Origin of the sequence: Thioalkalivibrio sp. ARh3 (assembly GCF_000377265.1) — a bacterium.
GTDB lineage: Bacteria > Pseudomonadota > Gammaproteobacteria > Ectothiorhodospirales > Ectothiorhodospiraceae > Thioalkalivibrio > Thioalkalivibrio thiocyanoxidans.
The window spans coordinates 306,391-326,374 of sequence record NZ_KB897948.1 but is presented as its reverse complement, the minus strand read 5'-3'; the positions used below and the strand labels follow the sequence as shown (position 1 = coordinate 326,374).

General features: G+C 65.0%; 23 protein-coding genes and 1 tRNA gene. 17 read left to right on the top strand and 7 right to left on the bottom strand.

What is annotated here, in order from left to right:
* Positions 1 to 4 precede the first annotated feature (4 nt).
* The 3 genes from C995_RS0106360 (at position 5) to C995_RS0106350 (ending at position 763) form a co-directional block, all read left to right on the top strand.
* The gene (locus C995_RS0106360) at positions 5 to 304 is read left to right on the top strand and encodes an integration host factor subunit alpha (protein ID WP_018139153.1); all 300 of its coding nucleotides are present in this window, start codon (positions 5 to 7) and stop codon (positions 302 to 304) included.
* Positions 288 to 644 (top strand): MerR family transcriptional regulator, encoded by a 357-nt coding sequence (locus C995_RS0106355; protein WP_018864127.1) that lies wholly within the window; start codon positions 288 to 290, stop codon positions 642 to 644. Before C995_RS0106360 ends, C995_RS0106355 begins: the two co-directional genes overlap by 17 nt.
* Positions 645 to 686: 42 nt before the next feature.
* A tRNA-Pro gene (locus C995_RS0106350) sits at positions 687 to 763 on the top strand.
* A 94-nt stretch (positions 764 to 857) separates the two neighbouring features.
* Here the strand turns inward: C995_RS0106350 and C995_RS0106345 are convergent.
* From C995_RS0106345 to flgA, 4 genes are all read right to left on the bottom strand, one after another.
* On the bottom strand, positions 858 to 1,574 hold the full coding sequence (locus C995_RS0106345) for a flagellar brake protein (RefSeq protein WP_018864126.1): 717 nt from the start codon (positions 1,572 to 1,574) through the stop codon (positions 858 to 860).
* Between the two features lie 118 nt (positions 1,575 to 1,692).
* Complete coding sequence (locus tag C995_RS0106340; RefSeq protein WP_018864125.1) at positions 1,693 to 2,178, bottom strand: flagella synthesis protein FlgN; 486 nt, start codon at positions 2,176 to 2,178, stop codon at positions 1,693 to 1,695.
* 13 nt (positions 2,179 to 2,191) lie between these two features.
* Complete coding sequence (flgM, locus tag C995_RS0106335; protein ID WP_018864124.1) at positions 2,192 to 2,506, bottom strand: flagellar biosynthesis anti-sigma factor FlgM; 315 nt, start codon at positions 2,504 to 2,506, stop codon at positions 2,192 to 2,194.
* Between the two features lie 135 nt (positions 2,507 to 2,641).
* Complete coding sequence (gene flgA / locus C995_RS0106330) at positions 2,642 to 3,376, bottom strand: flagellar basal body P-ring formation chaperone FlgA (protein WP_026278982.1); 735 nt, start codon at positions 3,374 to 3,376, stop codon at positions 2,642 to 2,644.
* A gap of 243 nt (positions 3,377 to 3,619) precedes the next feature.
* Between flgA and C995_RS0106325 the strand changes: the two genes are divergently transcribed.
* The 14 genes from C995_RS0106325 (at position 3,620) to C995_RS0106260 (ending at position 17,200) form a co-directional block, all read left to right on the top strand.
* Positions 3,620 to 4,549, top strand: a complete 930-nt coding sequence (locus C995_RS0106325) for a chemotaxis protein (protein ID WP_018864122.1) — start codon at positions 3,620 to 3,622, stop codon at positions 4,547 to 4,549.
* Positions 4,550 to 4,820: 271 nt separating this feature from the next.
* Entirely contained in the window at positions 4,821 to 5,636 is an 816-nt protein-coding gene (locus C995_RS0106320; RefSeq protein ID WP_018864121.1) for a protein-glutamate O-methyltransferase CheR, read from the top strand.
* A 169-nt stretch (positions 5,637 to 5,805) separates the two neighbouring features.
* Positions 5,806 to 6,216 carry a flagellar basal body rod protein FlgB gene (flgB, locus tag C995_RS0106315; protein WP_038070408.1) on the top strand — a complete coding sequence of 137 codons (411 nt, stop codon included), beginning with the start codon at positions 5,806 to 5,808 and terminating at the stop codon, positions 6,214 to 6,216.
* Positions 6,217 to 6,252: 36 nt separating this feature from the next.
* Positions 6,253 to 6,672: a flagellar basal body rod protein FlgC gene (gene flgC / locus C995_RS0106310; protein WP_018864119.1), complete on the top strand. Its 420-nt coding sequence runs from the start codon at positions 6,253 to 6,255 to the stop codon at positions 6,670 to 6,672.
* A 14-nt stretch (positions 6,673 to 6,686) separates the two neighbouring features.
* Complete coding sequence (locus C995_RS0106305; protein WP_018864118.1) at positions 6,687 to 7,358, top strand: flagellar hook assembly protein FlgD; 672 nt, start codon at positions 6,687 to 6,689, stop codon at positions 7,356 to 7,358.
* A 25-nt stretch (positions 7,359 to 7,383) separates the two neighbouring features.
* Positions 7,384 to 8,613: a flagellar hook protein FlgE gene (flgE, locus tag C995_RS0106300; protein ID WP_018864117.1), complete on the top strand. Its 1,230-nt coding sequence runs from the start codon at positions 7,384 to 7,386 to the stop codon at positions 8,611 to 8,613.
* 29 nt (positions 8,614 to 8,642) lie between these two features.
* Positions 8,643 to 9,383, top strand: coding sequence for a flagellar basal-body rod protein FlgF (flgF, locus tag C995_RS0106295; protein ID WP_018864116.1), 741 nt, complete (start codon positions 8,643 to 8,645; stop codon positions 9,381 to 9,383).
* A 35-nt stretch (positions 9,384 to 9,418) separates the two neighbouring features.
* Positions 9,419 to 10,207, top strand: coding sequence for a flagellar basal-body rod protein FlgG (flgG, locus tag C995_RS0106290; RefSeq protein WP_018864115.1), 789 nt, complete (start codon positions 9,419 to 9,421; stop codon positions 10,205 to 10,207).
* A gap of 4 nt (positions 10,208 to 10,211) precedes the next feature.
* Positions 10,212 to 10,910, top strand: coding sequence for a flagellar basal body L-ring protein FlgH (gene flgH, locus C995_RS0106285; protein WP_018864114.1), 699 nt, complete (start codon positions 10,212 to 10,214; stop codon positions 10,908 to 10,910).
* Between the two features lie 50 nt (positions 10,911 to 10,960).
* The gene (locus C995_RS0106280; protein ID WP_018864113.1) at positions 10,961 to 12,130 is read left to right on the top strand and encodes a flagellar basal body P-ring protein FlgI; all 1,170 of its coding nucleotides are present in this window, start codon (positions 10,961 to 10,963) and stop codon (positions 12,128 to 12,130) included.
* A complete protein-coding gene (gene flgJ, locus C995_RS0106275) occupies positions 12,130 to 13,185 on the top strand; it encodes a flagellar assembly peptidoglycan hydrolase FlgJ (protein ID WP_018864112.1) in 1,056 nt (351 codons plus the stop codon). Before C995_RS0106280 ends, flgJ begins: the two co-directional genes overlap by 1 nt.
* A 56-nt stretch (positions 13,186 to 13,241) precedes the next feature.
* Entirely contained in the window at positions 13,242 to 15,173 is a 1,932-nt protein-coding gene (gene flgK, locus C995_RS0106270; RefSeq protein WP_018864111.1) for a flagellar hook-associated protein FlgK, read from the top strand.
* A 26-nt stretch (positions 15,174 to 15,199) separates the two neighbouring features.
* Positions 15,200 to 16,429 (top strand): flagellar hook-associated protein FlgL, encoded by a 1,230-nt coding sequence (flgL, locus tag C995_RS0106265; protein ID WP_018864110.1) that lies wholly within the window; start codon positions 15,200 to 15,202, stop codon positions 16,427 to 16,429.
* 84 nt (positions 16,430 to 16,513) lie between these two features.
* Entirely contained in the window at positions 16,514 to 17,200 is a 687-nt protein-coding gene (locus C995_RS0106260) for a hypothetical protein (protein WP_018864109.1), read from the top strand.
* Positions 17,201 to 17,218: 18 nt separating this feature from the next.
* Here C995_RS0106260 and C995_RS0106255 read toward each other — a convergent pair whose 3' ends face one another.
* The 3 genes from C995_RS0106255 to egtC form a co-directional block, all read right to left on the bottom strand.
* On the bottom strand, positions 17,219 to 17,950 hold the full coding sequence (locus C995_RS0106255) for an SIMPL domain-containing protein (protein ID WP_018864108.1): 732 nt from the start codon (positions 17,948 to 17,950) through the stop codon (positions 17,219 to 17,221).
* A gap of 20 nt (positions 17,951 to 17,970) precedes the next feature.
* Complete coding sequence (locus C995_RS0106250) at positions 17,971 to 19,122, bottom strand: SUMF1/EgtB/PvdO family nonheme iron enzyme (protein WP_026278981.1); 1,152 nt, start codon at positions 19,120 to 19,122, stop codon at positions 17,971 to 17,973.
* 65 nt (positions 19,123 to 19,187) lie between these two features.
* Complete coding sequence (egtC, locus tag C995_RS0106245) at positions 19,188 to 19,970, bottom strand: ergothioneine biosynthesis protein EgtC (RefSeq protein ID WP_018864106.1); 783 nt, start codon at positions 19,968 to 19,970, stop codon at positions 19,188 to 19,190.
* Between the last annotated feature and the right edge of the window lie 14 nt (positions 19,971 to 19,984).

Sequence of the window (19,984 nt, the reverse complement as noted above, 5' to 3'; positions counted from 1 at the left end):
TTCCATGGCAGCAGTGACGAAGGCGGATCTCGCCGCCACGCTGAACGAAGAACTGGGTCTCAACAAGCGTGAGGCCAAGGAATTCGTCGAGATGTTCTTCGAGGAGATGCGCCAGTCGCTGGAAGAAGGCGAGGGTGTGAAGCTCTCGGGCTTCGGCAACTTCATCCTCCGCGACAAGAACCAGCGCCCCGGTCGCAATCCGAAGACCGGCGAGGAGATCCCGGTCTCCGCGCGCCGCGTGGTCACCTTCCGCCCGGGCCAGAAGCTGCGCGAGAGGGTCGAAAGCTATGCTGGAAGCGAGTAACCACCAGGAACTGCCCGCGATCCCGGGCAAACGCTACTTCACCATTGGCGAGGTGGCCGAGCTGTGTCAGGTGAAGCCCCATGTGCTGCGCTACTGGGAACAGGAATTCCCGATGCTCGAGCCGGTCAAGCGGCGGGGCAATCGGCGCTACTACCAGCGCCAGGACGTGATCCTCATTCGCCAGATTCGGGCTCTGCTGTACGAAGAGGGCTATACGATCAATGGTGCACGACAGAAGCTCTCGGGCGACGAGGCGAAGGGCGATCACCAGCAGGCGCGCCAGATTATCCAGGATACGATCTCGGAACTGGAATCGGTTCTGCGCGTGCTACGGGCCTGATGCCTTTCGTGGGCGCGGGGAATCGGATATGATTCGCGGCTTCGGGGCGTAGCGCAGTCTGGTAGCGCATCTGCATGGGGTGCAGAGGGTCGCAGGTTCAAATCCTGCCGTCCCGACCAAATTCAAGCACTTGAAGGTTATTCTTCAGGTAAATAAAAAGGCCGCATCGAGCGGCCTTTTTTGTGTCCGGGCTGAGATGGAGGGGCCGGGCTGTTACTCCATCGACCGTCGTCGCGCCTCGCGCTGGTAGTGGAGCAGGGCAATGTTGAGCTGCCGTTCCAGCCACTGGTTCATCCCGGTGATCTGAAAGCCTGCATACACATGCCCGTCGCGCGGGCTGCGGCGGCGGTTCGCCAGGCGCAGGTCGCCGCCGAGGCGCTCCCCTACATCCGGCAGCAGCAGGTTCTCGAAGCGCATCGGGGTCCCGATCTCGAGGGCCTCAACCCACTCCTGTGGGACCTCCACGCACATGCCCTCGGCCGAGAGGTCGGCGAGATCGCCGATACCGGGCTCTTCCCATTCGCCGTACTGCAATTCCACGCGCGGGCGCTGACTAATCGGGATATGTACGCGAAAGGTCTCGCGTCGCTGGAGATATTGCAGGGTCTCGGGGTAGGGGCAGACGTAGAGCACCCCGGCGTCCTCGCGCTCGGTGCGCGAGACGACGGTGGAAAAGCGCACGGCGACCCCGCGCAGGCTGGCGAAGACCCGCATCCGGGTGCCCATCTCGACGTGGCGATTGGCCTCAACGGGCGTGAGTTCGTCGAGGAAGAGTTCGCGGCCCTCGGAATCAAGCCGGATCAGGGCGGAGTTGTACAGCGGGCCGTCGTCGTCGAGACGGACGTTGACGAGGGTGAGTTTGTGGTCCAGGTCCTTGAGGATGCCGGCAATCCGTTCCGGCCGGTCGACAGTGTAGTCGGTCTCGTCCATGCGTGGCGTTGTGGTCGTTATTGGGCCAAGCCGCACGGTACTGCCCGGCTGTCCGGAATGCCAGCCCCGCGTTTGCGCGGGAGAGGAGTGAAAGGGGCGCGCGGAGGATGCGCGCGGGTCATGCGCGGGTGATGCGCCGGCCAGTGCGACTGCCGGACTGGGTGCGGCCGTAGGGGTCATAGGTGGGGGCCGGTCCGGGTTCCTCGCCGCGCAGGATCTGAATGGACATCTCCACGCGCCGCCGGTCGCGATCGATGAGTCGGGCGTTGCCCTGGTTGAGGGTATTGCAGCGCTCCACCGAACGGCGCAGCGCCTGCCAGTGGTCCTCCAGCTCGGCGCCGCTCTCGAGCCGGCTGAACAGCCGCGCGAGTCCCTCGGGCGTGTAGGTTTCACCGGCGGCCTCGATGGTTTCGCGCTGTCGCCGGCTCTCGGTCTCCAGCTCCTGCAGGAGCGTCTGCTTCTGGGCCACGACCTCGCGCAGGGTCTCGGGGGCGCGCGATTCCACGGCGCGGGTCTCCTGCAGCAGGATGTCCTCCATCTGATGGCTCAGTCGGATCGAGGCCTCCAGCGAGCGGAGAAAGGCGTGGCGCTGTTCGGGCGACATTGTCGGGTCTCGATTAGCGCAACAGGCTTTCCAGCTCGATCATGCGATCGGCCAGCTGTTCGTTGTCCACCGGGTACTCGCCGTTGGAGATGGCTTCGCGCAACTCGGCGACCCGCGCCTCGTCGAACGGGGCGTTGCTGGCGGCCCCGGAGGCGGCGTTCATCGCCTGCGCCGCACCGGTCAGGGTGACGGAGTCGTCCTGGCGTATCGGCGCCGAGGAGTTGCCCTGGGCGCCTGCGTCGGGCCGGGAGGTCTCGTCTCGGCCCTTTACGCTCGAGGTGTTGCCGTCCGGGCGCAGGCCGGGGTTGTTCGGGCCTTTGATATCCATGGTTCGGTTTCCTGTTTTTGCAATTCTACTGCAGAGGTTTACGGCAGCACCGGCTGAAACTGTAGCCCCTTGAGGTATGAATTTTCGAATCGCTTCACAGTTCGTGGCGGCGATCCATGGCGATGTTCCGCCATTCTACAGGGCCACGCGGACATGTCCGGACTCCAGGACCTCTCCTTCCACGATGCGCCCCGACGAGCTGTTCTTCACGCGGATGCGGTCGCCGAGGACGCCATTCTCCAGCGCCTCGCCCTGCATGCGGATCGCCACCGAACCGTTCTCGGCCAGTATGGTGACGCGCTGGCCGCGGCTGACCACCTCGCGCTGGGTCACGTGTTGCTGGCCGAGGATCTGTCCCGGGCGGATGTTGCGTCGGGTCTGAAGCCCCACCAGTTCACCCTTGTCCTCGAAATAGCTGCCGGCGTGCCGCGAGGTCTGTATGCGCTTGGTGCGCAGGTCGCCCGGCAGGATCGTGTGCTGGCGTCGCAGGTTGCGGTTCGCGACCAGGACTTCGGCATAGCGCTCGACGGTAACCGGCACATAGATCGACCAGCTCACGGGTGCTTCGCACTGCACCTGGACCGCTGTATTGCCGTCGCGACGTCCGCCGGGCGGGAACTGCGTCTCCAGGGCCTTGCTGCAGCGCGCGAGACGCAGGCGATTGTCCAGACGACCGATCTGGACCTCCACCGCTTCGTCCCCCGGTGTGATGTCGAGCTCGTCATGGATGAAACGTTCGGCCGCCAGACGGATGTTCTCCACCGCCTCGATCTCCGCCTGAGCGGGGATGGATCCCAGGGCCAGAAAGATCCCTGCCGCGGCCGCGAGCCACCGGGAGCGAACAACGGGTTGGAGAAATGGCTCATTCATGGTCTGCGTGCGCGCCGGCTCGTCGATAATCGAGAGGTTTTCGGGCAGACACAAGCAGAAAACATGCCAGACGGTTAGTGTTGCATCCTCAAGAGTGGCGGGGCGTGGCCGTTACCGGGTCAATAACGCATGCAATCGGCATACAGCGGCGGTTTGTGGCATGACAGCGCCGGTCCTGGGGGTGCACACTGGGTCCGGCGGGTCGAGGTGGCGAGTCGCCGGGCGAAGGGGGAGTGCAGGGCAATGAGTCAATTCATTGACGATGTGAATCAACGGACCCAGCTGGTGGGGCAGAACCGTATGGAGCTGCTCCTGTTTCATCTGGGGAGCTCGCAGACCTTCGGGATCAACGTGTTCAAGGTGCGCGAGGTCATCCCTTCACCACCGTTGCGGCAGATTCCCGGTTCACTGAGCGTCGTGCGGGGTGTGGCCACCCTGCGAGGCGGGACGGTCCCCATCATTGACCTTGCACGCGCGATGGGGCTGCGCACGGCCGTGGGCGAAACGGACGACCACAAGGTGGTGGTGACCGAATTCAACCGGTCGGTGCAGGGCTTCTGGGTCTCGGCCGTGGACCGGATCGTCAACGTCAACTGGGAAGACGTAAAGTCGCCACCACGGGGGACCGGGCGCGAGTCCTTCCTGGTCGCCGTGACCGAGATCGACGACAAGCTGGTCGAGATCATCGATGTCGAACGGGTGCTGTCGATCGTCAATCCGTTGCCCATTAACGTGTCCGACGCGGTGCGCGCGGAGGCCGACGAAGAGCGCGAGCGGATCGGGAAGCGCAAGATCGTGATCGTCGATGACTCGCTGGTCGCCCGCAAGCAGATCGAGGGTGCCATCAAGGGTCTTGGCTGGGAATACCTGGTCTTCAAGGATGGTCGCGAGGCACTGGACTATCTTGAAGAGCAGGCCGAGGCCGGCAATGTGGGCGATGTGGTGGAGATGGTCATCTCGGACATCGAGATGCCGCGGATGGATGGCTATACCCTGACGGCCCGGATTCGGACGAACGACCGGCTGAAGGACCTGAGGGTGTTGCTCCACTCCTCTCTGAGCGGGGAGTTCAATACCGATATGGTCAAGCGGGCAGGGGCGGATGCGTTCCTGTCCAAGTTCAATCCCGATGAGCTGGCCGAAGCCGTGCTTGAGCAGACCCGCAAGGATTGAAACCGGTGTCCCCGCGGCCTGTGTCAATCGGCAGATTCAAGCGTTGTGGCATGGGGGCGGAAGGGGATTGCCGGCCGTGTGAGCGCCGGCGGCCATCGCGCGCCGCCTCCATTACCTGGTGTGATGCTGTCAGCGGGCGCGCGGTTGCACGTATACTGCACCCGTCCAGCAGGGGGCGGTCGTGCCCCGGTTGGATTCTTGGGCCCCGCTGTCAAGGATTCGTCATCAACGTGCCTGTTCGTCCGTATCTCCGAGCTTCAGGGATGACTTCGTGATCGATTCGCGCGACTACGAGGAGTTCTCGCGTTTCCTCTCCGAGTGCTGTGGCTTGGTGCTGGGCGACAGCCGTCAGTATCTCGTGTCGAGCCGTCTTTCGCGGCTGCTGGACGAGTTCGGCTACAAGAGCGTCCCGGAGCTCCTGCACGCGATGCGCCAGGCCCCAAACCCGCGCCTGCGCACGCGGGTGATCGACGCGATGACGACGAACGAAACCTCCTGGTTCCGCGATGGTTTCCCGTTCGAGATCCTGCGTCATGTGCTGCTCCCGGAGCGCGCGGAGAAGGGCGCGGGGATCAAGGTCTGGTCGGCCGGCTGCTCCAGCGGGCAGGAGGCCTACAGCATCTCCATGGTGGTGTCCGAGTGGGAAGAGTCGAGGCCCAGGCGGGTGGTGCCGGTGTCGATCGTGGGTACGGACCTGTCGGAGAAGATCCTGGACGATGCCCGGCGCGCGGTCTACGACGGGCTGAGCATCGTGCGCGGCCTGAGCGAAGCGCGCCGCGCCCGCTTTTTCGAGACCGTGGCCGATGGGCACCGCGTACGTCCGGAGATCCAGCGCCGCTGCCGTTTCCAGAAACTCAACCTGATCGACAGCTACGCGGCCCTGGGAAAGTTCGACATCGTGTTCTGCCGCAACGTGTTGATCTACTTCTCCGCCGAGACCAAGCGCCAGGTTCTTGACGGAATCGCCCGCCAGATGAATCCCGGTGGCTATCTGTTTCTTGGCGCTTCCGAGACCGCGGGCCCCTACACCCAGGCCTTCGAAACGGTGCGCACCGAGTACGGCTCGGTCCTTCGCCTGAAGGGCTGACGCGCCTTTGGCGCTGCGCCACCCGGTCGTCCCCCACGACCGCGGCACCCCTCTCCAGACATCCATCAGCCCATAGTGGCACACCAATTGCTTCGTCCCTGTCGTGCGGGGCGAAGCGGTTTCGTCCCGAGGAACCTGAAGTGCGCCACAGGCGGACGGGGTACGACGGATGAGTCTTTCTCTCGACAAGGCGATGGGCATCCTGCCGGAGGCGGTGAACGTCCGTGCGAAGCGGATGGAGCTGCTGGCCTCGAATATCGCGAATTCCGATACGCCGAACTACAAGGCGCGCGATATCGACTTTCGCTCGGTGCTGCAGGCGGCTGCCGGCGAGGGCGGCAACATGCCGATGGCGAGCACGCATCAGGGCCACATCGGCTCCGGCGGTGCGGGTAGTGCCAACGGATCGATGGAGACGCTTTATCGCGTGCCGTCGCAGCCGTCGCTGGATGGCAACACCGTGGACCCGCAACTCGAGCGCGCGGCCTTTGCCGAAAACTCCCTGCAGTACCAGAGCAGCCTCGAGTTCCTGAACCGCCGGGTTTCCGGCATCCGTGATGCCCTGCGGGGCGAGCGCTAGTAGGGCCGTCGTTGATGGCTACGGGAGAGTGATTTCGTGAGTGATCTGTTCAAGCTGTTCAACACCTCGGCCTCGGCGCTGAGCGCGCAGTCGGTGCGACTGAACACCGTCGCGTCGAATCTCGCCAATGCCAATACCGTGGCGAGCAGCCCCGACGAGGCCTACCGGTCGAAGCAGGTGCTGTTCCAGACGGTGATGAATCAGGCCGACCCGAATGGTGCCTCCAACGGCGTGCGGGTGGCGGGCATTGACGAATCGCAGGCGCCGCCGCAGCCGCACTACGAACCGAACCACCCGCAGGCCAACGAAGATGGCTACATCTTCCGGCCCGCGATCAGCGTCGTCGAGGAGATGGCCAACATGATGTCGGCCTCGCGCAACTATGAAGCGAACGTCGAGGTAATGGAGACCTCGCGCCAGCTGCTGCAGCGCACGCTGCAGATCGGCCAGGGCTAAAGCGGAGTTCGTACATGACACAGATTTCACCCGACATGCTGGACCGCCTGGGGCTGTCTCGTCCCCAGAAGGACGAGGGGGCCGATGACCGCCTGGGGCAGTCCGACTTCCTCAAGCTGATGACGACCCAGCTGCAGAACCAGGATCCGTTCGAACCGATGGAGAACGGCGAATTCATCGGCCAGATGGCGCAGTTCTCGACGGTGACCGGGATCGAGGAGCTGTCCAAGTCGTTCGAGCAACTGGCGCAGTCCATGGGGCAGAGCCAGACCCTGCAGGCAGCCTCCCTGGTCGGGAAGGACGTGTTGGTCCCGACGGAATTCGGCGAACTCGGGGCGGATGGCGCGGTGCGTGGCGCGGTGGATCTGGAACAGTCGACCGGCCAGTTGCAGGTCGAGGTGTACAGCCCGACGGGCGAGCGTATCCGCAGCATGAACCTGGGCTCGGCCAGCGAGGGGTTGCAGGAGTTCACCTGGGATGGCCTGCGCGATGACGGGACGCCGGCGGCCCCGGGCGTATATGAATTCCGGGCGTCGGCCCAGAGCGGTTCCGGCAATGAAGCAGTGGATGTGTTCCTCGACGCCCGCGTCGAGAGCGTTTCGGTAGGTGACGATTCCAGCCTGGGCCTGATGGTCCGTGGCCTTGGCGAGATCAATTTCTCGGATGTCCGGCGCATCAGCAGCTGACGGACTCTAACGGAGGTAGACCAGTATGCCCTTCAATATCGGATTGAGCGGACTGAACTCGGCACAGGCCGACCTGCAGACCACCGGCAACAACGTCTCGAATGCCGGCACTACGGGCTTCAAGCGCTCGCGCGCGGAGTTTGGTGATGTCTTCGCCCAGAGTTTTGGTGGCGTCAGTCAGACCGCGACCGGCGGCGGCTCGCGGTTGCTGGATGTATCCCAGCAGTTCTCGCAGGGACGCATGGAGTTCACCGAGAACGGCCTGGACCTCGCGATCGATGGCGAGGGCTTTTTTATGGTCAGCGATCAGGGCGGCAATTACTACACCCGTGCTGGTGAGTTCCAGGTCGACCGTGATGGCTATCTGGTGAACAACCAGGGGCAGAGACTGCAGGGCTTTTCCGCACAGGATCCCGGCAGTACCGACACGGATTTCGGCTCGGATTCAGACGATATTCGGTTACAGACGGGGGCTTCGGCTCCGCAGGCCACCAGTGAGATCGAGGCCTTGCTCAACCTGCAGTCGGGCGCCGAGCCCCCCCCGGAGGAAGACTTCAGCGTTGATGAGCCGGATAGCTATAACTACTCGACGTCCCTGACGATCTACGACTCTCTAGGGACTTCACGTGATGCGAGCCTTTACTTCGTCAAGGGCGAGGAACAGGGCGAGTGGACAGCCCACGTAGCTGTGGATGGGACGGAATATGGATCGTTCGCTCTGGAGTTCGACGGCAGTGGAGGCCTGCAGAGCGTCGATCCCGAACTGGCGGAGGTAGTCGTACCGAGTGACGACCTGGGTAATGGTGCCGAAGAACTTGTATTCGAGATCGATTTTAGCGGTACGACGCAGTACGGGGGGGATTTTGCGGTCAACGACCTGGGCCAGAACGGCTTTGCCTCGGGCAACCTGACGGGGGTGGACATCGACTCCAGTGGTGCGGTGTTCGCGCGCTTCACCAACGGCCAGTCCTCGGTGCTGGGGCAGGTCGCGATGGCCAATTTCCGCAATCCCCAGGGGCTCGAGCAGCTGGGCAACAACCTCTGGGCGGAGACGTTCGCCGCCGGTGATCGGACGTTGGGTGCGCCGGGCAGTGGCAACCTGGGCGAGATCCAGGCCGGTGCCCTGGAGGCCTCGAACGTCGATATCGCCCAGGAGCTCGTAAACCTGATCACCGCTCAGCGCAACTTCCAGGCGAACGCGCAGACGATCTCCACGGCCGATCAGGTCACCCAGACCATCATCAACATCCGTTAGGTCAGGGACAGGGACACGAGGGCACAGGCATGGATCGATTTCTCTACATCGCGATGTCCGGCGCGAAGGAGACCATGCACGCGCAGGCGGTCAACAACCACAACCTGGCGAACGCCAATACCGACGGCTTTCGCCAGGCGCTGGCCAACGCGAACACCGTCCCCGTGCGTGGTCCGGTATTCGACTCGCGCGACTATGCACAGCTTGGCACCGACGGCACGGACTTCTCCAAGGGACAGATGCAGAGCACCGGGCGCGAACTGGATATCGCGATCGAGGACGAGGGCTTCATCGCCGTGCAGGGACCGGACGGCGAGGAAGGCTACACCCGTGCGGGTTCCCTGCATGTGGATGCCTTTGGCCTGTTGCGCACGGCGCAGGGGCATCAGGTTCTTGGGGATGGCGGCCCGATCGCGGTGCCGCCGGCGGAGAAGATCGAGATCGGCACCGACGGCACGATCAGCGTCCGCCCACAGGGCGTGGGTCCGGAGGCCCTGGCCGCGATCGAACGCATCCGCCTGGTGAATCCGGACGTGAACGAGCTGGAGCGCGGCGATGACGGCCTGTTCCGCATGGCCGATGGCGGCGAGGCGCCAGTGGATGCCGAGGTACGGGTGGTCTCGGGCATGCTCGAAGGCAGCAACGTGAACACCGTCGAGGCGCTGACGCGGATGATCGAGCTGTCCCGCCACTTCGAGATGCAGGTCAAGATGATGGACAGCGCCAACACGCTGGAACAAAGCAGCAACCGGCTGCTGGGCCTCGGCTGACGCGGCCCCCATTGCAGGACTGACAGGAGAACACCATGAACCAGGCACTGTGGATTGCCAAGACCGGCCTCGACGCGCAGCACACGCGCATGTCGACGGTCTCGAACAACCTGGCCAACGTGAACACCACCGGCTTCAAGAAGGACCGCGCGGTGTTCGAGGACCTGATCTACCAGACCGTGCGCCAGCCGGGCGCGCAGGCCACCCAGGATCAGCAACTGCCTTCGGGTCTGCAGGTTGGTACCGGCGTGCGCGCCGTGTCCACCGAGAAGATGTTCACCCAGGGCAACCTGCAGCAGACCGACAACTCGCTGGATGTCGCGATCGAGGGACGGGGCTTCTTCCAGGTCATGATGCCCAACGGCGATATCGGCTACACGCGTGACGGGAGCTTCCAGCTGAATGCCGATGGCGAGGTGGTGATGTCCAACGGCTATCCGCTGCAGCCCGGCCTGTTCGTGCCGGAAGATACCCAGTCGCTGGCGATCGGCAAGGACGGGACCGTGACCGCGCAGATCCCGGGGCAGGCCGAACCGGTGGAGCTGGGGAACATCCAGCTGGCGGACTTTGTGAACCCGGCGGGACTGCAGGCGATCGGCGAGAACCTGTTCCAGGAGACCGCGGCCTCCGGTGTCGCCCAGCAGGCCCAGCCCGGTCTGAACGGCACCGGCACCCTGGTGCAAGGCTCGCTGGAGACCTCGAACGTGAATATCGCCGAGGAGCTGGTGAACATGATCGAGACCCAGCGCGCCTACGAGGTCAACTCCAAGGCGATCTCCGCGGCCGACCAGTCGCTGCAGTTCATCAACCAGACGATCGGGTAGCGCGATGAACCGCCTTGAGATCCTGATGCGACCGATCCTGGGCCTGGCGGCCGTGGCGGTGCTGTCCGCCTGCGCCGCCACCCAGCCGACCATGCCCGGCGACAACCCGGACTACAACCCCGTGATGCCCCCGCAGCCGGTGCCGCAGGCCCAGAACAATGGCGGCATCTACCAGGTCGCGCATCAGCAGGGCCTGTTCGAGGACTACAAGGCACGTCAGGTGGGCGACATCCTGACCGTGATCCTGGCCGAGAGCACCCAGGCCCAGAAATCCGCCTCCACCTCCACGCAGAAGGACTCGAACCTGGACCTCGGCAACCTGCAGGCTTTCGGTGGCGAGGCGACCCACCGAGGCCGCCCGCTGTTCGGGGCCAGCAATACCAGCACCCGTGACTTTGACGGCTCCGGCGATTCCTCGCAGAGCAATCAGCTCGATGGCGAGATCACCGTGACCGTGGCCGAGGTGCTGCCGAACGGCAATCTCGTGGTACAGGGCGAGAAGTGGCTGGGCATCAACCAGGGCGAGGAGTACGTGCGCTTTCGCGGCATCGTGCGCCCGGTGGACGTGACGACCAACAACACCGTCCTGTCGACGCAGGTGGCCAATGCACGGGTCTACTACGGCGGCACGGGGGTACTGGCCGACAGCAATACGCCCGGGTGGATCACCCGCTTCTTCAATAGCCCCTGGTGGCCGTTCTGAGCGGGAGAGCCGAGATGCAACGAACAGGGTACAAGTCGCATCAGCGCAGCATGCGCCGCGTCGCAGGGCGTGTGCTCCCCGGTCTGATGGCCGCCATCGGGCTGCTGCTGGGCGGGATCGCCGGGGCCCAGGCCCAGACGGCCATCCAGCAGCAGGCCGCGATGCAGGAACGCACCTACACCGAGCGGGTCAAGGACGTGGCCAGCGTGTTCGGCGTGCGCGAGAACCAGCTGGTGGGCTACGGTCTGGTCGTGGGTCTGGACGGTACGGGCGACCAGACCACGCAGACCCCGTTCACCATCCAGAGCCTGAACAACATGCTCGGCCAGCTGGGGCTGACCCCCGAGGCTGGCAACCCGCAGCTGCGCAATGTCGCGGCTGTGATGGTCACGGCCGAACTGCCCCCGTTCTCCAAGCCCGGTCAGCGGATTGACGTGACCGTCTCCTCGATGGGGAATGCAACGAGCCTGAGGGGCGGGACCCTGCTGATGACGCCGCTCAAGGGCGCCGACGGGGAGACCTACAGCATCGCGCAGGGCAACCTGGTCGTGGGCGGCTTCGGTGCCGAGGGGCAGGATGGCTCGCGCATCACCGTGAACGTGCCCAGTGTCGGGCGCATCCCGAACGGCGCGACAGTCGAGCGCGAGGTGCCCACCGCGTTTGCCCAGGGCGAATACGTGACGCTCAACCTCAACCGGCCGGATTTCACCACCGCCAATCGTCTCGTGGAGACGGTTAACGATACGTTCGGCCCTGGTGTGGCGCAGGCCATGGACGGGTCTTCGGTGCGGGTGCGCGCCCCCCAGAATCCGGATCAGCGCGTGGGTTTTGTCGCGGAACTGGAGAATCTGCCCATCGAGCGTGGCGCGCCCCCGGCGCGGGTCATCGTGAACTCTCGTACCGGGACCGTAGTGATCGGATCGAGTGTGCAGGTGACGCCGGCGGCCGTTTCCCATGGCAGCCTGACGGTGACCATTACCGAGGCCCCGCAGGTCGTCCAGCCACTGCCGTTCGCCGAGGGCGAAACCGTGGTGCAGCCACAAACCGATATCGCGATCGAACAGGAAGACAGCACGATGTTCCTGTTCGACCCCGGGACTTCGCTGGACGAGATCGTGCGCGCCGTGAACAACGTGGGGGCGGCCCCCGGCGACCTGGTCGCGATCCTCGAGGCCTTGCGCGAGGCGGGTGCCCTGCGCGCGGAGCTGGTGGTCATCTGATGATTTCCTCCGGCCACGACCTCTCGATGCAGGCGCGCTCGGCCATGGCCAGCGACCCGAGCGGCCTGCGTGACCTCGGGCGCGCCGCCCAGGGGGGCGGGGACGAGGCGCTGGAGGCGGTCGCGCGTGAATTCGAGGCGATGCTGATCGGGCAGATGCTCAAGCAGATGCGCGAGGCCTCGCTGGGTGACGGGCTGTTCGACAACGAACAGAGCAAGATGTACCTGGAGATGCAGGATCAGGAATTCGCCAAGGCAATGAGCCAGGGCGACGGGATCGGGCTGCGCGAGGTGCTGATGCAGCAGCTGTCGCAGCAGAGCCAGCCCCAGGACGGCCAGGGCCTGCGCGATCCCGAGCGCCTGGCGGCCCTGGATCTGCCGCAACGCCGCGGCGATCTCGGCTTCCAGCCGCTGTCCGACGAGCAGCGCGACCTCGAGCCGGTCGCGCCCATGCGTCCTGCAAGGGGTGATGCCGAGGCCGGACCCGGGGAATTCCGGCGGCTGGGCGGCGAGGCAAGCCCACTGGCGATCGACTGGCCGCCGCGCGATCCGTCCGAGTTTGTCGCGACACTGGAGCCCCTGGCACGCGAGGCAGCCGAGGACCTGGGCGTGGACCCCGGCATTCTGCTGGCGCAGAGTGCGCTGGAGACGGGCTGGGGGCGTCACGTCCCCTCGCGCGACAACGGCCAGCCAAGCTTCAACCTGTTCGGCATCAAGGCCGACTCCCGCTGGGAGGGTGATCAGGTGGCCGTGGGTACCCTGGAGTACCGCGACGGTGTGGCCCAGCGCGAGCAGGCACGCTTCCGCGCGTACGCCGACCCGGCGGATTCCTTCGCCGACTATGTCGACTTCATCCGCAACAACCCGCGCTACCACCGGGCCCTGCAGGCCGGCGACGATGTCCAGTACATCCGCGAGCTGCAGGATGCCGGCTACGCGACTGACCCCGCCTACGCGGACAAGGTGCTGCGGGTACGTGACCAATTGTCGGGCTACGTGAATCCGGAGCCGACTCAAGCATTGGCCGAGCCGGCCGTTACCCGAAACGAGGGGTAGACCATGTCGCGAACACGTAAATCCAGCTGGGCAGGCCTGACCGGGAGGGGCGGGGTATGAGCGTCTCGGGTATTGGGACCTCCGCACTGCTGGCGTTTCAGCGCGCGATCGGCACGACCAGCAACAACATCGCCAACTCCGCGACCGAGGGCTACAGCCGTCAGCGCACCGAGCTGGGCAACCTGAGCCCGCAGTTCCTGGGTGGCTCCTACCAGGGCCAGGGCGTTGGTGTGGACTCCATTCGCCGAATCTCGGACGACTTCGTCAACACCCAGTTGCGCACCAGTATCTCCGAGCAGTCCAATGCCCAGGCGAAGGCGGACCTGGCCAAGCGGATCGACAACCTGCTGGCGGACGACGCCAGTGGCCTCGCGCCGGTGCTGCAGGATTTCTTCGATGCCGCCTCCGATGTGGCCAACGACCCGACTTCCAATGCCGCGCGCACGGTATTCCTGACCGAGGCCGAATCGCTGGCGGAGCGCTTCAAGGCCATCGACGGGCGTCTGGAAGAACAGCGCCGCATCGTGAACGGGCAGATCGAGACCAACGTCAAGGAGATCAACCAGCTCGCTGAGTCGCTGGCCGGGCTCAACCGCGAGATCGTCGCCAAGAGCACCCAGGGCACGCCGAACGACCTGCTGGACCAGCGCGATCGCGTGCTGAACGAACTGGCGGAGAAGGTCGACCTGACCACCGTCGAGCAGGACGACGGGGCGCTGAACGTCTTTATCGGGAATGGGCAGGCGCTCGTGCTGGGCGGGAACAGCCAGTCGCTGGTGGCCGATTCCATCTCCGGCGACCCGGCCAAGATGGAGGTGGGGATCCAGTCCGGCAGTGGAGTAGCGAACATCACCCGTTTCCTGCAGGGCGGAGAACTCGGGGGCCTCCTGGAGATGCGCGAGTCCGTAATCGACACCGCGCAGAATTCCCTGGGCCAGATCGCCACCCAGTTGGGACAGGCCTTCAACGAGCAGAACGCCCAGGGCCTCGATCTGGACGGTCAGATCGGTGGCGACATCTTCGGGATTGGTGAACCCTCCGTGTGGGGCCGTTCCGGGAACAGCACCGGTGAGACCCCCTCGGTCGATTTTGGCAACGTCGACGAGTTGACTACCTCCGACTACCGCTTGCGTGTCAATGACGAAGACGTATTCGAACTGGTTCGCCTGTCCAACAACGAGGTCGTCGATTCGCTGGATCCGGGGGACACGCTGCTGGAGGCGGACGGACTCGTTGTGGATGTCAGTGACCTGGACAATGCCGAGCCCGGCGACAACTGGCTGATCCAGCCGACCCGAAACGGTGCCCGCGACCTCGAAGTCGTCCTGGATGACCCGCGCGGGATCGCCGCGGCTGCGGCAATCCATGACGTAGCGGCGGCCGAGGACAACACGGGTGATGCTGTCGTCGAGGGCTTCCGGATCACCTCCGAGGATTATGATCCGGATGTGCTGGAGAACGGCGCTACTGTGAGGTTCGACGAAGGTGATGGGTACGTGGTGGAAGACGGTGAAGGTAACCCAATTGCCAGCACAACAATTGATAATGGGGACACGGTAACGATCGAGACGGACGATGGCTGGTCGATCACCTTGAGCGGGACCCCGGAGTACGGGGACACGTTTACCGTTGAAGGGGGGCAGGATCGGCCGGGTGACAACCGCAACATGCTCGAGATGGCCGATCTGTCCGAGACACGCACGGTTCAGACGGAAGACGGCGAACGTCGTGTACCCGGCTTTGGCGATGCCTACAACAGCCTGATCGCGAACGTCGGCACGCGTACGCGACAGGCCAATGTGGCGCTGGATTCCGCGAATGCCCAGCTGGAGCAGGCCAAGGCCCAGCGCGAGTCGGTCTCGGGCGTGAATCTGGATGAAGAGGCCGCCGACCTGATCCGCTACCAGCAGGCCTATCAGGCCGCCGCCCAGGTGATCCAGGTCAGCAACTCGCTGTTCGACAGCCTGCTGGGCGCGTTCCGCCGTTAAACAGCTGGAAATTCGAGGGAACCCCGATGCGTATCTCCACGACCCAGATCTTCCAGAGCGGGATCAACCAGATCCAGGCGGGCCAGGGCGAACTCAACCAAACCTCGCTGCAGCTGGGTTCGGGCAAGCGCATCCTGTCCCCTTCGGATGACCCCAGCGGCGCGACCCAGATCAACCAGTTCGAGCGCATCATCAAGGCGACCAAGCAGTTCCAGCGCAACATGGAGAACACCCAGCCGCGCATGCAGCAGCAGGAATCATTGCTGCAGCAGGGCACCGATGCCCTGCAACGTGCGCGCGAGCTGGTGGTCACCGGCAATAACGACAGCCAGACCGAGGAGACACGCAAGTACCTGGCGGGCGAGCTGCGCCAGATCCGCGACGGGCTGTTCGAGATCGCGAACACCCGCGACCCCAACGGCGAGTACCTGTTTGCTGGCACCAAGTCGCAGGATCAGCCGTTCCATCAGGATGCGGATGGGGAGGTGAGCTATTCCGGAGCGTCCGGCGAGGGCAGTGTCCGCGAGGTGGCGGTATCTGCCACGCGCAAGGTTCGTCTGGGCGAGGACGGGGCTCGGGTGTTCATGGAGATCCCCGAGAATGACGGGCGTGTCGGGGCTTCGGTGGCCACGAACAACGGCACCATGGTGTTGGAAAAGGCCGAAGTTACCGACCGTTCGGCCTTCAACGACAATCGCGACGACACCTTCGAGATTGTCTTTAGTGAAGATGATGGAGAGATCACCTACACCATCCGGGATGGCCAAGGTGACGTGTTCGCGGGCTTGGAAGATCAGCCGTATGTCCCCGGTGCCGCGATCGAATTCGCCGGACGTACCGTGGTGATCTCCGGTACCCCCGCCGAGGGTGACACGATCGAATCCCGGCCCGCGGAAAACGTGAACGTCTTCGAAAGCCTGGATCGCATCATCAATGCGCTGGAAAACAGTGGAGGCGGTTCCACGGCGCGTGCGGACCTGGCATCGGCTACCAACACCGCCCTGGCGGACCTGGACGCAGCGCTTGGCAACTTTAGTGATATCCGCGCCGAGTTGGGTGGGCGGCTGAAGACCTTCGATCAGCAAAAAGACCTGAACGAGGATCGCCTGCTGGATCTGGAAAGCGCGGTGTCGCAGATCCGTGATCTCGACTATGCCGAGGCGATCAGCCGCTTCAACCAGCAGCAGGTGGCGCTGCAGGCGGCCCAGCAGACCTATACGCAGGTCAATCGCCTCTCGCTGTTCGACTTCATCTAGCGAGCGCGGCTGCGCACGGGCGTGGGCGTCTGTGCGACCATATGGCGATCCCCATGATGCGTCCGCCAAGGACGGGACCCAGCAATGGCCAAATCCCAGGAACCCTCCGCACCCATCCAGTACCGCTCCACCGGGCGTCCCCCGCGCTATCTGATCGTCCTGCTGGTGCTGGCGGTCATCTGGGCGGCCTTCTGGGGCGTGGTGATGCTGCAGTCCGGCGAACCGGAACCCGTGACCCTGAGCGAGCAGGAGCAGGTGGAGCTCGAGGCCAAGCTGCAGGCGATCTCCGCACCCGACGCGCCACGCCCCGATCAGGCCCCCGGCGAACCGATCATCGACCTCGAGGCGGAAGCCGAGCCACTGATCCCCGAACTCTATGAAGAGACTGACGAGGCCCGGATCGTCCAGTTCAGCGAGCGCGAACTGAATGCCCTGATCGCGCGTGATCCGGACCTGGCCGGTCGGGTGGCGGTCCGCCTGACACCGGGGCAGGTGAGCACGCGGGTGCGCATCGATGTGCCGGCAGATGTGCCGCTGATGGGCGGGCGTGTGCTGAACGTGCGTTCCGGCGTGCGTTTCGAGACCGAGGCCGAAGAACTGCGGGCCCGACTCGTCGGTGTGTCCGTCGCCGGCATCCCGCTGCCCGACGCCTGGCTGGGTGGCCTGAAAGATGAAGACCTGCTGGCGCTGGAGCCCTTCCAGCACCTGCGCGCGGGGATCGAGAGCATTGATGTGCGCGAAGGGGAACTGGCCCTGCATCTCGCGCGGTAGTGAGCAGGTGCAGACCGCTTACGGGTCGACGCGCAGCGTCTCGCCCCCCAGCGCTTCCACCTTGGCGCGCACGGTGACGGACACCGTGGAGGTCCCGGCCTCCAGTGCGGGCTGGCTGGCGGATTCGTCCATCGCACGCATGGCCATCATCGGCTGTGGGCGGTCATAGCCGCTGTCGACGAGTTCGACTTCCACCGGGCGCAGGTGGGTCGCCCCCAGTGAGCGTGCGATCGCGCGTGCCTGTTCCTTCCAGTCCTCCATGGCAGCCTCGAGCAACGCCTCACGGTGCTCCTGTTGTTTCTCGCGGCTGAGCGAGAAGCGGATCTGGCCCACGGTCAGCTCGTCTCCCTGCAGGGCGCCCACCAGTTCGGTGAGATCCTCGAAGCCACTGCTGGTTAGTTCCAGGGTCTGCTGGACCTGCCAGGCCCTGATTTGACCGGGTTCGTCCCGATCGTGGATAGCTTGTGTTGTGTAGCTTCGGGTCGAGGCCTCGACGTCGTCATACCCCTCCGCTCGGGCCAGGGCCTGTTCCATGCGGCGATTCACCGTGGCCGCGGCGTCGCGCGCGTCCGGGGCACGGGCCTGGGCCTGCATCTGGACCGTCATGCGGTCATTCTCCACCTCCCGCTCGGCATGGCCGGAGAGCGTCAGCGTGGTGCTGCCATCGGCGGTGGCGAGGGCCGGGAGCAGCAGCATGGTGCCCAGCCAGAGGCATGCGAAAAGGGGCCTGAGGGGCAGCGTGCGGCTCATGGGAGGATATCCTCTGGGGGTCAGGGTTCCATCGTACGTGCGAGGCGCACGCCGGCAAAGACATGGCGTTTCTCCGGGGTGAAGAAATTGCGCATGCTCGGGCGTTTCAGCAGCGGGTCGCTCCAGTCGCTGCCGCCGCGCAGGACGTAATGCCGGCCGTCGAACCACGGGGCCGAGTATTCGTCATAGGGGAACGGCCGGAATCCGGGATAGGGTGCGAACGGGTTTTCGCACCATTCCCAGACCCGGCCGGTGCCTCGCAGCGCTCCCTCGCGCTGGGCATGTTCCCATTCGTGTTCGTGGGGCAGCCGGGCGCCGGCCCAGTGTGCGAAGGCCTCGGCCTCGAAGCGGGAGATGCCCACCACCGGGGCATCGGCGTTGCGCTGAACCGTGCCTTCCGGCAGAACCTGCAGGTCAATGTCGGTCCCGGACTCCCGCCACCCGAGCGGGGCCTGGATGTCGTGTGCGCTGCGCCAGTCCCACCCCTCGCGGCTCCATAGTTCGGGACGCCGATAGCCGTCCTCCTGTATGAAGGCCTGCCATTCCCCGTTGGTGACGGGATCGCGCCGGATGGCAAAGGGGGTGAGTTCCTTCCCGTGAACGCCCTGTTCGTTGTCGAACGCCAGTACGTCGTCGCTGCCGACCATGGTCTGCACGACATCCCATTCGAGCCAGGTCTGCGAGGGGGGCTCGGGGTCCTGTCGGCGGGGTTCCGAGTGGGCAGGGTCGGGCCCCTGAAGACCGGCAAACCAGCGCACCTGGGCCAGGGACTCCAGGTGCATCGCGTGGTGCTGGGCGAGGAACCCGGTCAGGTATTCGCCGGCCATCAGCGGGTGGTCGAGGATGTCAGCGTGGCGGACGAGCCAATCGCGATGCCGGGACTGGCGTTCACGTCCCCATCGGATGAGTCGATCGGGGGCGGGCAGGCGTCCGCCCCGGCGCCATTTGGGGCTGATTTCCGGGAAATAGAGGTCGTGCCAGTCCCTCGGGCGGGGCGGCGCGAGCCCCAGGATGCGTTCGCGCAGCCAGACGGCCTCGATGAAGCAGCAGTGGGCGTAGTGCCAGCCGATCGGGCTGAGGTCTGGATGGTACTGGTTGCGCCACATGCAGGCCGGCACGGCCTCCAGCGCCTGATTCAGGCGCTCGTGCTGGCGGGCGAGGGCATCCAGCAGGCCGGGGGAGGAGACGGGCCTGGCCGGCGGCTTGAAGTCCGGGGTGCTCATACCGAGTGGAGCGACTAAAGCGCGAGGAGTTCCGGGGGTTCGTCAGGGTCCAGGATCAGGATATGTCCCGAAGGAACGGGGCGCCACCGCTCGCGGTCTGTCAGCGGCTCCGAGGCGACGACGACCGAGTCCTCGGGAAAATCGTCATCATCGGAAGTGTAGTAGAGGCTGGGACAGGGGCTGTTGATCGCATGGCGGCTGGCGACCAGTCGGCGACCGTCGGACAGCAGTACGTTCAACAGGGCCATGTCCTCGCCCAGCCAGGTCTCGAGCGTTGAGAAGGCCTCGCCCAGGGCGCCTTCCAGCGTGGCGTTCTCGTCGTCCGCGAGGAACTGGCGGATCAGGGCGAACAGGTATTCGGAATCCGTGGTGCCCTGGATACCCGCCTCGATCTCGGGCGTCAGCAGGTTCTCGACCTGGCGGCGGATCCGGGGCCTGAAGCCGCCAATGAGCCCATTGTGACTGTAGAGCAAACCGTCCATGCAGAAAGGCTGGGCATTGACCGTGTCGCCCCCGAACCCGGGGGTTGCGCTGCGAATGGCGGAGATCCAGAGAGGCTCTTCGAGCGTATCCGCGAGCGTTTGCAGGTTCGGGTCCTGCCACAGGGGATCGGCGCGGCGATAGCAACGCGCGGTGCCGTCCTCACTGAACCAGCCGAACCCGAACCCATCCGCATTGACCCGGGCGTAGACCAGCTCCTGCGGGGCAATTGCCTGCTCGATCAGATTGTGCGGCGGGTCCAGCAGTACCCGCCTGAGTGCCAGTGGCGGGCCGAGATAGGCTAGATGGCGACACATTGGCGCGGACTCGC